Genomic DNA, 13509 nt, shown 5'->3' on the forward strand with positions numbered 1-13509 from the left:
TGACCGGACGTCCCGGCGCGATTCGCGGATAAGATCCGCCTACGCTGCCCCACCCGTGTCATTCCCCTGTAGGAGCGCGCCCTGCGCGCGAATCGCGGGCAGGGCCCGCTCCTACAGATTGCCGGGGGGCACGGTATTCCTCCCCCGTAGCGGACCTTGTCCGCGATAGCCGAAACCATCGGCGCGATTCGCGGATAAGATTCGCTCCTACGCTGCCCCACCCGTGTCATTCCCCTGTAGGAGCGCGCCCTGCGCGCGAATCGCCGGCAGGGCCGGCGCTCGTTCATTCGAACGTGCTGCTGACCACCCCCGTCTCGATCACCCGCGCCTGGATCACCTTCTCGCTGCTCAGGTTGCGCACCTTGATCACTTCGCCCTGCTGCCCGTTGGCCAGGGCCTGGCCCGGGGTGCTGGCCTGGATGCCGTCGCGGCTGGCGTTGATGCGGACCTGCTGGCCGCGCTTGACCAGTTGCGCGCCGCTGAGCACCTGCGGGGTGAGCAGCTGGCCGGCGCGCAGGCGGCGGCGCGCGCCCTGGCCGATGACCTGTTCGGGGCGGGTGAAGAAGCCGTGGTGGGCGCGTGCGATGTTCTGCGCTTGCAGCTTCAGGTCGCCGGCGCCCAGGACCTGGCCGCGGTCGATGATGGCGGCGGTCACCAGCACCGGCAGGAAGACGTCGGCCTGGCTGCTGACCGTCACCGCCCAGCCGGCGCCGTCCGCGCAGCGGACTTCGTAGCGCTGGCGGGCCAGGGCCGAGGGTTCGTCGCTGCGCCTTTGCAGTTGCAGCGGCTGGCTGCAGGGCGCTGGCGGCAGGCTGCCGAGCAGTTCGTGGCTGAACTGGCTGCGCAGGCCCTGCCAGCCGTTGCGCCGGGCTTCTTCACGCAGTTGCGCATCCAGTTGCGCGCTCACCGCCTGTTCGACCTGCGCGCGGGCTTCGCCGGCGGCCTCGCACATGGGGCTGGCCAGGCCGGCGGCGAGGACCAGGAAAAGGGCGGAAAGGCTTTTTCCGCCCCGGCCCGCCAGGCGACGCGAAAGCGGAAGCCGGGGGGCGACCGGGGGCTGGCGGTGTGGGCTGGAGGTCAGTGAAATCAAGGCTTCGCTCGCTGTTCTCAAGTTAGGCACGGTTCCTGCTGAAGGGGACGCCAGCAAGAGTCAGGCCGGAGACAGCCACCGATGAGCATACGGGTAGAAGAATCCCTCGCCGTGCACGTGCGTGCGCTGCAGGTGCGCACCCAGCGCAGCGAAATCCTCGCCGCCAACCTGGCGAACCAGGACACCCCGGGCTTTCTCGCCCGCGATATCGATTTCGCCGGCGAGATGCGCCGCCTCGACCCGCAGGCCGAGGACGCCGGCCTGGCCTTCGCCGATGACGACGCGCAGCTGAAGTACCGCATCCCCAACCAGCCGTCGGAAGACGGCAACACCGTCGAGCAGGGCGTGGAGCAGTCGGAGTTCGCCCGCAACGCCATGGGCTTCCAGACCAGCCTGACCTTCCTCGGCATGAAGTTCCGCGGCCTCAAGCAGGCCATCGAAGGACGTTGAGCATGGCACTGGACTCCATCTACCGCATCGCCGGTTCCGCGATGACCGCGCAGACCGTGCGCCTGAACACCGTGGCCAGCAACCTGGCCAACGCCGACTCCGCCGCCTCCAGCGCCGATGCCGCGTACAAGGCGCGCAAGCCGATGTTCGCCGCCGTCTACGGCAACGACGAACTGGTGCGCGACGCCGGCATGGGCGGCGCCCGCGTGCAGGTGCTGGACGTGGTGACTTCCGGCACCGAGCCGCAGCGCCGCTACGAGCCGAACAACCCGCTGGCCAACCGCGACGGCTACGTCTACTACCCGGACGTCAACGAGATCGAGGAAATGACCGACATGATGTCGGCCACCCGCAGCTTCGAGACCAGCGTCGACGTCCTCAACCGCGTACGCAGCATGCAGCAGGGCCTGCTGAAGCTGGGAGAACAGTCATGACCAGCAGCGTCAACGGCACCAACTCCGCCAGCGGCAGCAGCACTGGCGGTGACAGCGTCGGCGTCAACCTGACCGACGTGTCGCAGCTGCAGAACAACTTCATCACCCTGATGGTCGCGCAGATCCAGTACCAGGACCCGACCGACCCGGTGGACAGCACCCAGTTCGTCAACCAGTACTCGCAGCTGTCCCAGGTGCAGAGCCTGGAGAACCTCAACACCATCCAGAAGAACAGCCTGGTGCTCGCCGACAACCTGCAGAACCTCACCGCCGCCGGTCTGGTGGGGCAGAAGGTGATGGTCTCGGTGGACAGCCTGCAGCTGGACGACGCCGTGGTCGACGGCCAGGTGCAGCTGGAGCACGCCTCCACCAGCACCACCCTGAAGCTGACCAGCGCCGCCACCGGCGAGGTGACCAAGCTCGCCCTCGGCCCGCAGGAGGCCGGCAGCGTGGCCTTCAGCGTCGACCCGCAGAAGCTCGGCCTGGCGCCGGGCAAGTACGGCGTCGAGGTCGAGACCAGCAGCGGCGAGAATCCCAAGGTTGAGGTCGGCGGCAAGGTCAGCCACGTGCGCGTCAGCGAAAGCGGCCCGGTACTGGAAGTCGAGGGCGCCGGTTCCGTGCCCTTCTACAACATCGTCGAATTCGGCAGCGCGGCTGCCTGATCCCGCCCAGGAGAACCCCGATGAGTTTCAATATTTCCCTGACCGGGCTGAACGCCGTCAGCGAGCAGCTGGACACCGTCAGCAACAACATCGCCAACGTCGGCACCGTCGGCTTCAAGTCCTCGCGCACAGAGTTCGGCAGCGTCTACGCCGACAGCCAGGCGATGGGCGTGGAAGTGCTGGGCAGCACCCAGAGCATCAGCCTCGGCGGCAGCCTCACCAACACCAGCCGCAACCTCGACCTGGCCATCTCCGGCGCCGGCTTCTTCATGGTCAAGAGCGCCACCGGCGAGACCCAGTACACCCGCGCCGGGGTGTTCAACACCGACAACGCCAACTACATGGTCAACGCCTCCGGCCAGCGCCTGCAGGGCTACTCGGTGGACGCCGCCGGCAACCTGCAGGCCGGCGTGCTCGGCGACCTGCAGGTGAAGACCGCCAGCCTGCCGGCCAAGGCCACCGACAGCCTGGACTTCGTCGCCAACCTCGACGCCGACGGCGAAGTGCCGGCCCTGGCCTTCGACCCGGCCGACGCCTCCACCTACAACTCCACCTACACCACCAAGGTCTATGACTCCCAGGGCAAGGAACACACCCTGACGCAGTACTTCGTGAAGACTGGCGACAACACCTGGACCAGCCACTACTACGCCGACGGCAACGCCGTGGGCACCCAGGCGCTGAGCTTCGACAGCGCCGGCATGCTGACCTCGCCCAGCGCGCCCTTCACCCTCAACGTCGGCGGCCTGGCCGGCGGCGTGAACGCCCTGGCGATCAACGTCGACTACACCGGCACCACCCAGTACGGCTCCGACTTCGCCGTCACCACCAACAAGGCCTCCGGCTATGCCTCCGGCGACAAGACCGGCCTGACCGTCGACGAGGACGGCATGGTCTACGTCAACTACAGCAACGGCCAGCGCCTGCTGCAGGGCCAGGTGGTGCTGGCCAGCTTCGTCAACCCCGAGGGCCTGCGCGCGGTCAGCGGCACCGCCTGGACCGAGACCTCGGCCTCCGGCGGCCCGCTGGTGGGCGCCCCCGGCGGCGGCCAGTTCGGCGACCTGGTGGCCGGCGCGCTGGAAGGCTCCAACGTCGACCTCACCGCGCAACTGGTGAGCCTGATGGAAGGCCAGCGCAACTACCAGGCCAACACCAAGGTGCTGACCACCGACAAGGAACTCACCCAAGCGCTGTTCGGCGCCGTCTGAGGCTGACCCATGGACCGCCTGGCCTATACCGCGATGAGCGCCGCCAGCCGCACCCTGCAGTCGCTGCAGGTGCGCGCCAACAACCTGGCCAATGCCAACACCCCGGGCTTCCGCGCCGACATGGAGCGCGTTAGCGCCGTGGATGTGAGCGGCTACGGCTACGACAGCCGGCACCTGGCGCGCCTGGAGAACAACGGCGTCGACATGGCGCCCGGCACCCTCACGGTGACCGGCCGCGACCTCGACTTCGCCATCCGCGGCCAGGGCCTGATCGCCCTGCGGGACGGCGAGGGCGAGGCCTACACCCGCCACGGCAGCATGGTCGTCGACAGCGAGGGGCGGCTGACCATCAACGGCCGCCAGGTGCTGGGGGAGGGCGGCCCGATCGTCCTGCCCGAGTACGACAGCGTGAACATCGGCGAGGACGGCACCGTCTCGGTGATGCCCCGCGGCGACTACCTGATGACCGAGGTGGACCGCATCAAGCTGGTCGACGCCCCGGCCGCCGAGCTGCAGAAGAACGCCGCCGGCCTGCTGGTGCGCAAGGACGGCCAGCCGGCCGAGGCCGCCGACAACGTGCGCCTGGTCAGCGGCTACCTGGAGGCGAGCAACGTGTCGTCGATCGACCAGCTCACCGCGACCATGAGCCTGAACCGCATGTTCGAGACCCAGGTGAAGATGATGAAGGCCGCCGAGGACATGGCGTCCGCCGGCGACCGCCTGCTGCGCGACTGACGCGCCCCGTACAACCCGGCCGCGCCGCGCGCGGCCCGCGAAGGAGATACCGCATGAGTTCGGCACTGTGGGTGAGCAAGACCGGCCTGGCCGCGCAGGACACCGCGCTGTCGGCGGTGGCCAACAACCTGGCCAACGTCAACACCACCGGCTTCAAGAGCGACCGGGTGGTCTTCGAGGACCTGTTCTATTCCATCGACCGCCAGCCCGGCGCCCAGGCCGACCAGGTCAACACCGTGCCCTCGGGCATCCAGTTGGGCAGCGGCGTGCGCGTGGCCGGCACGCAGAAGGTGTTCACCGAAGGCAGCATGCAGACCACCGGCCAGCCGATGGACCTGGCCGTGGTCGGCCGCGGCTTCTTCCAGGTGGAGGCGCCCAACGGCGACACCCTGTACACCGAGAACGGCCAGCTGCAGCTCAACTCCGACGGCGTGGTGGTCAACGCCCAGGGCCTGCCGCTGATCCCCAACATCGAGGTGCCGGCCGGCAGCAGCAGCTTCACCGTGGGCAGCGACGGCACCGTCACCGCCATCATGGCCGGCGAGACGCAGCCGACCCAGCTGGGCCAGATCACCCTGGTCAACTTCACCAACCCGGCGGGCCTGGAGGCCCTGGGTGGCAACCTCTACCGCGAGACCGTGGCCAGCGGCCAGCCGGTGGAAGGCGTGCCCGGCGAAGACGGCCTGGGCACCCTCAAGCAGGGCGTGCTGGAAGGCTCCAACGTGCAGGTGGTGGAGGCCATGGTCAACATGATCGCCATCCAGCGCGCCTACGAGGCCAACGCCAAGGTGCTGGACGCCGCCTCCGGCATGCAGCAGTTCCTCAACCAGACCGTATGACCGCCATGAGCCGCCTGCCGACGCTGCTCGCCCTGCTGCTATTGGGCGGTTGCGCGAGCTTCAACGAAATGCTCCCGGACGAGGACTCCAGCGCCTACCAGCCGCCGACCCTCGACTACAGCCTGCCGCCCACCACCGGCGGTGGGCTGTACCGCCCCGGCTACTACGGCGGCCTGGTGCAGGACCAGCGCGCCCTGCGCGTGGGCGACGTGCTCACCGTGGTGCTGGAGGAGCAGACGCAGTCGAGCAAGAGCGCCGGCACCAGCTTCGACAAGAGTTCCAGCCTGGGCATTGGCATCCCCACCATCCTCGGCCACAGCTACGACCGCCTGGAAAGCTCGGCGGACAGCTCGCGGGACTTCAAGGGCGACGCCAAGAGCGAGCAGCAGAACTCCCTGCGCGGCGCCATCGCGGTGACCGTGCACCAGGTGCTGCCCAACGGCACCCTGGTGGTCCGCGGCGAGAAGAATCTGCGCCTGAACCAGGGCTCGGAGTTCATCCGCCTCACCGGCCTGGTGCGGGTGGAGGACATCAACCGCAACAACCAGGTGTCCTCGCAGAACGTCGCCAACGCCAACATCTCCTACGCCGGGCGCGGCGTGCTCAACGACAGCAACTCGGCCGGCTGGCTGACGCGCTTCTTCACCCATCCTCTGTTCCCGCTGTGAGGCGCTGCCGGTCATGCGAGCCATCCTGAAGTACCTGCTGCCGCTGACGCTGTTCTGCTGGCCCCTGGCGAGTCACGCCGTGCCGCTGCTGGAACTGGTGGACGTGGAAGGCATCCGCGGCAACCAGCTGATCGGCTACGGCCTGGTGGTCGGCCTCGACGGCACCGGCGACAAGACCCAGGTGAAGTTCACCAGCCAGTCGGTGGTGAACATGATCAAGCAGTTCGGCGTCAACCTGCCGGCCAACATCGACCCCAAGCTGAAGAACGTCGCCGCGGTGAGCATCACCGCCGAAGTGCCGCCCTCGTACAGCCCCGGGCAGACGGTGGACGTCACCGTGTCCTCGCTGGGCGACGCCAAGAGCCTGCGCGGCGGCCAGCTGCTGCTCACGCCGCTGCGCGGCATCGACGGCGAAACCTATGCCCTGGCCCAGGGCGCGGTGGCCGTGGGCGGCCTCAACGCCAGCGGCCAGAGCGGCTCCAGCGTGACCATCAACACCGCCAACGGCGGGCGCATCCCCAACGGCGCGACCATCGAACGGATGATCCCCAGCGACTTCGCCAGCCGCCCGGACATCATGCTCAACCTGCGCCAGCCCAGCTTCCAGACCGCCGCGCACATCGTCACCGCGCTGGACAACCTGCTCGGCGCCGGCAGCGCCCAGGCCCTGGACGGCACCAAGGTCAGCGTGCGCGCGCCGGTCTCGGCCAACCAGCGCACCAGCTTCATGGCCCTGCTCGAAGGCGTGGAGGTGCAGGAAGGCCGAGAACGGCCCAAGGTGGTGTTCAACAGCCGCACCGGCACCGTGGTCATCGGCCAGGGCGTGCGGGTGAAGGCCGCCGCGGTGTCCCACGGCAGCCTCACCGTGACCATCAGCGAGAACCCCCAGGTCAGCCAGCCGGCGCCGTTCTCCGGCGGCCGCACCACGGTCACGCCGCAGTCCGACGTCAACGTCGCCCAGGACAAGAAGCCGATGTTCCGCTGGCCCGAGGGCGCCAGCCTGCAGGGCATCATCGACACCGTGAACAGCCTCGGCGCCACCCCGGACGACGTCATGAGCATTCTCCAGGCGCTGGAGAAGGCCGGCGCGCTGAACGCCGAACTCATCATCATCTAGGGCGCGCGCATGAGCATCGTTTCACTCCCCACCGCGCTGAACGCCGCGCGCGGCCAGGACGGCAACCCCCAGGCGCGCCTGGAGGCGGCCGCCGAGCAGTTCGAGGCGCTGTTCCTGCAGCAGATCCTCAAGCAGATGCGCAAGGCCGGCGACGTGCTCTCGGCCGGCGGCATCGGCCGCAGCCGCGACCTGGACACCATGCGCGACTTCTACGACGGCGTGCTCGCCGACAACCTGGCCGAGCGCAAGCAGACCGGCATCGCCGCGCTGCTGGTGCGCCAGCTTTCCGGCCACGACTCCGACAGCCGCGGCGAGGCGCTGGCCGGCGGCGACCAGCTGGGCCTGCCGCGCAGCCTGCAGCAGGCCGTGGCGGCCGACTGGCAGCGTGGCGTGCAGGCCGCCGGGCGGCTCTGGCAACGCGGCAGCGCGGCCTTCGGCGAACTGGTGGACAGCCTGATCGACCACGAATCCGCCGGCGACGTCGCCGCCGTCTCGCCCAAGGGCGCCCGCGGCCTGATGCAGCTGATGCCCGACACCGCGCGGGAAATGGCCGCCAAGCTGGGCCTGGAGTTCGACCCGCAGCGCCTGACCCAGGACGGCGCCTACAACCGCCAACTCGGCAGCGCCTACCTCGACGAGATGCTGCAGCGCTACGACGGCCACCGCGCCCTGGCCCTGGCCGCCTACAACGCCGGCCCCGGCCGGGTGGACGAGTGGCTGAAGAGCAACGGCGACCCGCGCCGCGGCGAGATCAGCGGCGAGGCCTGGATCGAACGCATCCCCTTCGAGGAAACCCGCCGCTACACCCGCGGCATCCTCGACGACCTCGATCGCCGCGGCCAGGCCGCAGCGCCGGCGCCGCTTAAGCCGGCGGCCGAACCGGTCGCCTATCAGCAGCAGGGCAGGCAACACCAGGCATTGTCCGCCGCCTTCGCCCAACCGATCCGCCTTCAGCCCAAAGGGAAGCAGTCGTGAGCAATTTGACGCAGATCGCCTACAGCGGCGTGCGCGCCTCGGAGATCGGCCTGTCGATCACCGGGCAGAACACCTCCAACGTCAACACCCCGGGGTTCAGCCGCCTGTCGGTGCTCACCAGCTCCCTCGGCGGCCAGGGCTCGCTCAGCCCCGGCGGCGGGGTGAAGGTGACCGGCATCCGGCGCATGTCCGACGACTTCCTCAACCAGCAGCTGTGGCGCGCCACCACCGCGCAGAACTACTACAGCAACGCCCAGCAGTACCTGGGGTCGCTGGAGGACCTGATGTCCAGCGACGGCGCCAGCATCAGCGTCGGCCTCGACAACTTCTTCGCCGCCCTCAGCGAGGCCAGCGCCACCCCGGACTCCACCGCCCTGCGCCAGCAGATCATCGCCGAGGCCGGCAACCTGGCGCAGCGCTTCAACACCCTCTCCGGCAACCTCGACACCCAGCTCAAGTCCCTGCAGGAACAGCGCGGCACCATGGTCGGCGAGATCAACGGCCTGACCGGCAACATCGCCCTGCTGAACAAGAAGATCGTCGCCGCGCAGTCCGCCGCCGCCGACCCCTCGGCCCTGCAGGACCAGCGCGACGCGCTGATCACCCAGCTCAGCCAGTACAGCAGCATCCGCACCAGCGCCGCCGCCGACGGCTCGGTCTCGGTGTCCCTGGCCAACGGCCAGCCGCTGGTGGCCGGCGCCTCCGCCGCGCAGCTGAAGGTCAGCCTGACCAGCAGCGGCGAGCAGGACGTCAGCCTGGCCTTCGCCGGCACCCAGTTCGCCATCCACCAGCAGGACCTGGGCGGCGCCATGGGCGCGCTGTACGACACCGAATACCAGACCCTGCGGCCGAACCTCGACAGCCTGGCGCAGATGGCCACCCAGGTCGCCGACCTGGTCAACTCCACCCTGGCCGGCGGCTACGACCTCAACGGCAACCCCGGCCAGGCGCTGCTGCAGGCCAACCCCGGCAGCACCGCCAAGCTGCTCAGCCTCACCGGCCTGCAACCCACCGAACTGGCGCTGTCCGACAGCGCCGGGGAGAAGGGCAACAACGGCAACCTGCTGAAGCTGATCGACCTGAAGAGCCAGGTCATCAGCGTCGACGGCAACCAGGTGACGCTCAACGACGCCTACGCCGGGCTGATCGGCCGGGTGGCCAGCGACAGCCGGCAGAACCAGGCCGACCTGGACACCGCCAAGACCGTGACGCAGCAGGCACAGAACCAGCGCGACAGCGTCAGCGCGGTGAACCTGGACGAGGAGGCGGTCAACCTGATGACCTATCAGCAGGCGTACCAGGCCAACATGAAGGTCATCAGCACCGCCAAGGACCTGTTCGACAGCATGCTCGCGGCCTTCTGAACGCCGTAGCCCGCCACCCGACGAGACGCCCCATGCGCATCACCAATTCGCAGAGCACCGCCATCCTCCTGGACTCGATGAGCCGCAACACCGAGAAGATGTCGCAGCTGATGCAGCAGATGTCCAGCAGCAACCGCATCCAGCACCCCTCGGACGACCCCATCGCCGCGGTGCGCATCCTGCGCATCCAGCGCTCGGAGGCCAGCCTGGCCCAGTACGGCAGCAACATCGCCGGGGTCTCGGGCAACCTGTCGATCCAGGAAACCAACCTGCAGTCCACCTCCGACACCCTGCTGGACATCCGCGACCTGCTGCTGTGGGCGGCCAACGGCTCCAACGCCAACGAGCAGCTCGGCGCCATGGCCGGCGAGCTGTCGAACCTGGAGAAGACCCTGGTCAGCTACCTCAACGTCAAGGACGAGGAGGGCCGCTACCTGTTCTCCGGCACCCTCACCGACCAGCCGGCGGTGACCTACGACGAGGCCAGCGGCACCTACAGCGCCACCGGCAACGACAAGACGCGCCAGGCGGTGGTGGCCAACGGCGTGATGGTCGACGAGAACGTCGCCATCCGCCCGCTGTTCGGCAACGGCATGGACCTGCTCAACGGCCTCCATGCCCTGGTGGCCAAGCTGCAGGACCCGGCCCTGGACAGCAGCGACCCGGCCGTGCAGCAGAGCATCGAGGCCACCATCGACCTGCTGGACGACAGCCACGGCAGGGTGCTGTCGGCCATCACCGACCTGGGCGGGCGGCAGAACACCCTGACCCTGCTGGACAACAGCAACCAGGACAGCTCCCTGGTCAACCAGAAGGTCGAGGGCGACCTCTCGGCGCTGGACTACGGCAAGGCCAGCATCGACCTGGGCAACTACAAGCTGGCCCTGCAGGCGACGCAGAAGACCTACCTGACGGTCAACGGCCTGTCGCTGTTCAGCCTGCTCTGAGGACCCTGGCGCGATGAAGGTCGAGAACCCGTTCCCGGCGGTCGCCGCCATCGACGGCCAGCCGCGCCAGGCGCCGGCGGCACTGGGCGAACGCACCCTGCGCCAGCGCAAGCCGGCGCGCAGTGCGGCCAGCGCCGGCGAACGCAGCGTGGGCAAGGCCGCCGGCTTCAGCATCCAGCTCAACCAGCAGCTCAGCGCCATGCAGAGCGCCGAGGGCTACCTGGGCGAGCTGGCCGACCGCCTCAACCAGCTCAAGCTCAGCCTGGGCCGCGAGCTGGGCAGCGGCCAGGGCGGCAACCGCAAGCAGCTGGAGCAGCCGCTGCAGCAGGCCGCCGAGCTGCTGGCGCAACGCCGCGAACGCAGCGCCGGCGGGCTGGACGCCAACCTCGACCTGCACCTGCACGAAGCGGCGCGCACCCGCTTCGCCATCGACGGCCTGGCCACCCCGGACGAGGCCCGCGCAGGTGGCCGCGAGACCCTGCTGTTCCAGACCGGCCGCGCCCAGGGCGAACCCGGGGTGGTGGTGCTGGACGACGCCATGAGTGACCAGCAGTTGCTGCGCAGTTTCAACATCGGCCTGGCATCCAGCGGCATCCGCGCAGAACTCGACGCCGACGGCCAGCTGAGCTTCTCCATGGCCGAGGCCGACTGGCGCAAGCAGGGCGGCCAGCTCAACGTGCAGGGGGAGGGCAAGCGCTTCGCCAAGGACCGCGCCAGCCCCGCCCGCACCCGCGAGCAGCGCCTGCTGGACCTGCCGCAGAGCCTGGCCGGCAGCGACCAGCGCGAACTGCGCCACATGCTCGACCAGGTGATAGACGCGCTGGACCGCATCGGCACCCTGCGCGACCAGCTGCGCCAGCGCCAGGGCGAGATCCGCGAGTTCCTCGCCCGCCAGGCCAACCGCGACGAGCAGCAATGGGCGCAGGACTACGCGGCGTCGGTGTTCAACCTGGTGCGCGACAGCGGCTCCAGTTACGCGGCGGTGACCCAGACCGTGGTGGCCCAGGCCAACCTGAGCCGTTTCGCGGTGGTCAGCCTGCTTTCTTGAGCCGACCTTGTTAAGCTGCGCCGAACCCTGGGGCCGATCGACGGTCCCAGTTCGCAGACGACGGACAGGAAGGCTCCGTTCGTACCCCTTGACAATGACGGTTAGGTCGACCCGCATGGTTTACGTACAACGCGATGGGCAAGGAAATCTGTTGAGAGTGGAAAGCCAGCCCTTCGAAGGCATGAACGACACGCTGGCCTACCAGAGCGACGAGCTTCGGCAATGGCTGGATGCGCGCACCGAGGTGCGCAGCCGGCTGGACCTGCTGCGCCAGTCCGACCTGGAAGTGATTCGTGTGCTGGAAGACGTGGTCAACGTGCTGGTCGAGCGCGGGGTGATCCGCTACACCGACCTGCCCGAAGCGGCCCGCCGCAAACTTGATGAACGCGCCGTGGCGCGCGCTGAGCTGGAAGGCCTGGCGGACCACCCCGGCGACGACGACTGAGCGGCCGCACCGAGGCGCTTTTCGCAGGATGGGTATCGCTTCGCTCAACGCCATCCTGCGAGAGGCCGTGCCCGTCCGTAGGGTAGGAGCGGACCTTGTCCGCGATGGCCGGACGTTCCGGCGCGGATCGCGGATGAGATCCTACGCCGCCCCCACCTGCGCCATGCCCCTGCAGGAGCGACTGTCTTGCCCCGCGCGCCGAGGCGCTCTTCGTAGGATGGGTTGAGCCGAAACCCATCGGGCCATGGTGATGGGTATCGCTGCGCTCAACCCATCCTACGAGGGCATTCCTCCTGCGACTGTAGGAGCGAGCTTGCTCGCGAACCCCCGGGTTTGAAAGTCGGCATCGGGGCGCAGGGCGGCTGGCCGCTCGCCTAGACTGGCGGCATCGCCCCGCGGAGCCCGCCCATGACCCCACTCGCCGAGCGCATCGCCGCCCTGGACTGGCCAGCGCTGGCCGCGCGCCTGGACGCCGGCGGCCACGCCCTGGTCCCCAGGCTGCTCGACCGGCGCCAATGCCAATGGCTGCGCGCCCTGTACGCCCGCGACGAATCCTTCCGCAGCCGGGTGGTCATGGCCCGCCACGGTTTCGGCCTGGGCGAGTACCGCTACTTCGCCTATCCCTTGCCGGCGCCGCTGCAGACGCTGCGCGAGGCCTTCTATCCGCCCCTGGCGAACATCGCCAACGCCTGGCAACGCCGCCTGGGCCTGGCGCCGGAATACCCGCCGCGGCACGCCGAATTCCTCGAACGCTGCCACGCCGCCGGCCAACTGCGCCCCACGCCATTGCTGCTGCGCTACGGCGAGGGAGACTACAACTGCCTGCACCAGGACCTGTACGGCGAACTGGCCTTCCCGCTGCAGGTCGCCATCCTGCTGTCGCAGCCGGGCGAGGAGTTCGGCGGCGGCGAGTTCGTCCTCACCGAACAGCGCCCGCGCATGCAGTCGCGGGTGGAGGTGGTGCCGCTGCGGCAGGGGGATGCCGTGGTGTTCGCCGTTTCGCAGCGGCCGGTGCGGGGCGCGCGTGGGGACTATCGGGTGAGCATGCGCCATGGGGTCAGCCGGTTGTTGTGGGGGGAGCGGTTTACATTGGGTGTCATCTTTCACGATGCGCTTTGAGGGGGAGTCTGCAACCCTCACCCCAGCCCTCTCCCAGAGGGAGAGGGGGCTGTTGGGCAGGGTTTGATGTTATGGCGTTAGCCGGCAGCCTCGGCGGTTTGGAGTGCGCTGATATTTCCGAGTTAGCCGGCTAGCACAGAGATTGCGGGCTGACACCAAATCCTTTCTCGGCACGGACAAGCCCCCTCTCCCTTCAGGGAGAGGGCTGGGGAGAGGGTTGCGGATTTGCGGCAAGCACCCAAGTCCGAAATTATTTGACCACCACATCCCTACCTGGGCACCCCACACAAAAAAACCAACCTGAGCTGAAACCTCAATGAGGCACGGCTCCAGCATCGGCAGGGACTGAGCCTGCTTAAGAGCCCCTCTCCCTAACCCTCTCCCTGAAGGGAGAGGGGACCGTTGGGC

15 protein-coding genes are annotated in these 13509 nt (G+C 68.8%); 14 read left to right on the forward strand and 1 reads right to left on the reverse strand.

Annotated elements, in window-relative coordinates; translation table 11 throughout:
* Positions 1–283: 283 nt before the first annotated feature.
* Positions 284–952, reverse strand: coding sequence for a flagellar basal body P-ring formation chaperone FlgA (gene flgA, locus PM1_RS13055; protein WP_009622751.1), 669 nt, complete (start codon positions 950–952; stop codon positions 284–286).
* Positions 953–1171: 219 nt separating this feature from the next.
* On the opposite strand from flgA, the gene flgB reads away from it, so the two are divergent.
* From flgB to PM1_RS13125, 14 genes are all read left to right on the forward strand, one after another.
* Positions 1172–1540 (forward strand): flagellar basal body rod protein FlgB, encoded by a 369-nt coding sequence (gene flgB / locus PM1_RS13060; protein ID WP_009622749.1) that lies wholly within the window; start codon positions 1172–1174, stop codon positions 1538–1540.
* Positions 1541–1542: 2 nt separating this feature from the next.
* Complete coding sequence (flgC, locus tag PM1_RS13065) at positions 1543–1974, forward strand: flagellar basal body rod protein FlgC (protein WP_009622747.1); 432 nt, start codon at positions 1543–1545, stop codon at positions 1972–1974.
* Positions 1971–2636: a flagellar hook capping FlgD N-terminal domain-containing protein gene (locus PM1_RS13070; RefSeq protein ID WP_009622745.1), complete on the forward strand. Its 666-nt coding sequence runs from the start codon at positions 1971–1973 to the stop codon at positions 2634–2636. The genes flgC and PM1_RS13070 overlap by 4 nt, the downstream gene beginning before the upstream one ends.
* Before the next feature lie 20 nt (positions 2637–2656).
* Entirely contained in the window at positions 2657–3844 is a 1188-nt protein-coding gene (gene flgE, locus PM1_RS13075; protein WP_009622743.1) for a flagellar hook protein FlgE, read from the forward strand.
* A gap of 9 nt (positions 3845–3853) precedes the next feature.
* Positions 3854–4579: a flagellar basal body rod protein FlgF gene (locus PM1_RS13080; protein ID WP_009622741.1), complete on the forward strand. Its 726-nt coding sequence runs from the start codon at positions 3854–3856 to the stop codon at positions 4577–4579.
* A 53-nt stretch (positions 4580–4632) separates the two neighbouring features.
* Positions 4633–5418 carry a flagellar basal-body rod protein FlgG gene (gene flgG, locus PM1_RS13085; RefSeq protein WP_009622739.1) on the forward strand — a complete coding sequence of 262 codons (786 nt, stop codon included), beginning with the start codon at positions 4633–4635 and terminating at the stop codon, positions 5416–5418.
* A gap of 5 nt (positions 5419–5423) precedes the next feature.
* Complete coding sequence (gene flgH / locus PM1_RS13090) at positions 5424–6086, forward strand: flagellar basal body L-ring protein FlgH (RefSeq protein ID WP_024128717.1); 663 nt, start codon at positions 5424–5426, stop codon at positions 6084–6086.
* Positions 6087–6099: 13 nt separating this feature from the next.
* Positions 6100–7203, forward strand: a complete 1104-nt coding sequence (locus PM1_RS13095; RefSeq protein WP_009622735.1) for a flagellar basal body P-ring protein FlgI — start codon at positions 6100–6102, stop codon at positions 7201–7203.
* A 9-nt stretch (positions 7204–7212) separates the two neighbouring features.
* Positions 7213–8178, forward strand: coding sequence for a lytic transglycosylase domain-containing protein (locus PM1_RS13100; protein WP_009622733.1), 966 nt, complete (start codon positions 7213–7215; stop codon positions 8176–8178).
* Entirely contained in the window at positions 8175–9542 is a 1368-nt protein-coding gene (flgK, locus tag PM1_RS13105) for a flagellar hook-associated protein FlgK (RefSeq protein ID WP_009622731.1), read from the forward strand. Before PM1_RS13100 ends, flgK begins: the two co-directional genes overlap by 4 nt.
* Before the next feature lie 32 nt (positions 9543–9574).
* Positions 9575–10489, forward strand: a complete 915-nt coding sequence (flgL, locus tag PM1_RS13110) for a flagellar hook-associated protein FlgL (RefSeq protein WP_009622728.1) — start codon at positions 9575–9577, stop codon at positions 10487–10489.
* 13 nt (positions 10490–10502) lie between these two features.
* Positions 10503–11537: a hypothetical protein gene (locus tag PM1_RS13115; protein ID WP_009622726.1), complete on the forward strand. Its 1035-nt coding sequence runs from the start codon at positions 10503–10505 to the stop codon at positions 11535–11537.
* Between the two features lie 115 nt (positions 11538–11652).
* Complete coding sequence (locus PM1_RS13120; RefSeq protein ID WP_009622724.1) at positions 11653–11982, forward strand: hypothetical protein; 330 nt, start codon at positions 11653–11655, stop codon at positions 11980–11982.
* A 408-nt stretch (positions 11983–12390) separates the two neighbouring features.
* Positions 12391–13101, forward strand: coding sequence for a 2OG-Fe(II) oxygenase (locus PM1_RS13125; RefSeq protein ID WP_009622722.1), 711 nt, complete (start codon positions 12391–12393; stop codon positions 13099–13101).
* The last annotated feature ends 408 nt before the right edge of the window (positions 13102–13509 follow it).

This window comes from Pseudomonas sp. M1, from assembly GCF_022760135.1.
Classification (GTDB): Bacteria; Pseudomonadota; Gammaproteobacteria; order Pseudomonadales; family Pseudomonadaceae; genus Pseudomonas; species Pseudomonas citronellolis.

Excerpts from the sequence above, each read along its gene's own strand:
- flgA (WP_009622751.1), bottom strand. The coding sequence starts at position 952 with ATGTGCGAGGCCGCCGGCGAAGCCCGCGCGCAGGTCGAACAGGCGGTG.
- flgB (WP_009622749.1), top strand. The coding sequence starts at position 1,172 with ATGAGCATACGGGTAGAAGAATCCCTCGCCGTGCACGTGCGTGCGCTG.
- flgC (WP_009622747.1), top strand. The coding sequence starts at position 1,543 with ATGGCACTGGACTCCATCTACCGCATCGCCGGTTCCGCGATGACCGCG.
- PM1_RS13070 (WP_009622745.1), top strand. The coding sequence starts at position 1,971 with ATGACCAGCAGCGTCAACGGCACCAACTCCGCCAGCGGCAGCAGCACT.
- flgE (WP_009622743.1), top strand. The coding sequence starts at position 2,657 with ATGAGTTTCAATATTTCCCTGACCGGGCTGAACGCCGTCAGCGAGCAG.
- PM1_RS13080 (WP_009622741.1), top strand. The coding sequence starts at position 3,854 with ATGGACCGCCTGGCCTATACCGCGATGAGCGCCGCCAGCCGCACCCTG.
- flgG (WP_009622739.1), top strand. The coding sequence starts at position 4,633 with ATGAGTTCGGCACTGTGGGTGAGCAAGACCGGCCTGGCCGCGCAGGAC.
- flgH (WP_024128717.1), top strand. The coding sequence starts at position 5,424 with ATGAGCCGCCTGCCGACGCTGCTCGCCCTGCTGCTATTGGGCGGTTGC.
- PM1_RS13095 (WP_009622735.1), top strand. The coding sequence starts at position 6,100 with ATGCGAGCCATCCTGAAGTACCTGCTGCCGCTGACGCTGTTCTGCTGG.
- PM1_RS13100 (WP_009622733.1), top strand. The coding sequence starts at position 7,213 with ATGAGCATCGTTTCACTCCCCACCGCGCTGAACGCCGCGCGCGGCCAG.
- flgL (WP_009622728.1), top strand. The coding sequence starts at position 9,575 with ATGCGCATCACCAATTCGCAGAGCACCGCCATCCTCCTGGACTCGATG.
- PM1_RS13115 (WP_009622726.1), top strand. The coding sequence starts at position 10,503 with ATGAAGGTCGAGAACCCGTTCCCGGCGGTCGCCGCCATCGACGGCCAG.
- PM1_RS13120 (WP_009622724.1), top strand. The coding sequence starts at position 11,653 with ATGGTTTACGTACAACGCGATGGGCAAGGAAATCTGTTGAGAGTGGAA.
- PM1_RS13125 (WP_009622722.1), top strand. The coding sequence starts at position 12,391 with ATGACCCCACTCGCCGAGCGCATCGCCGCCCTGGACTGGCCAGCGCTG.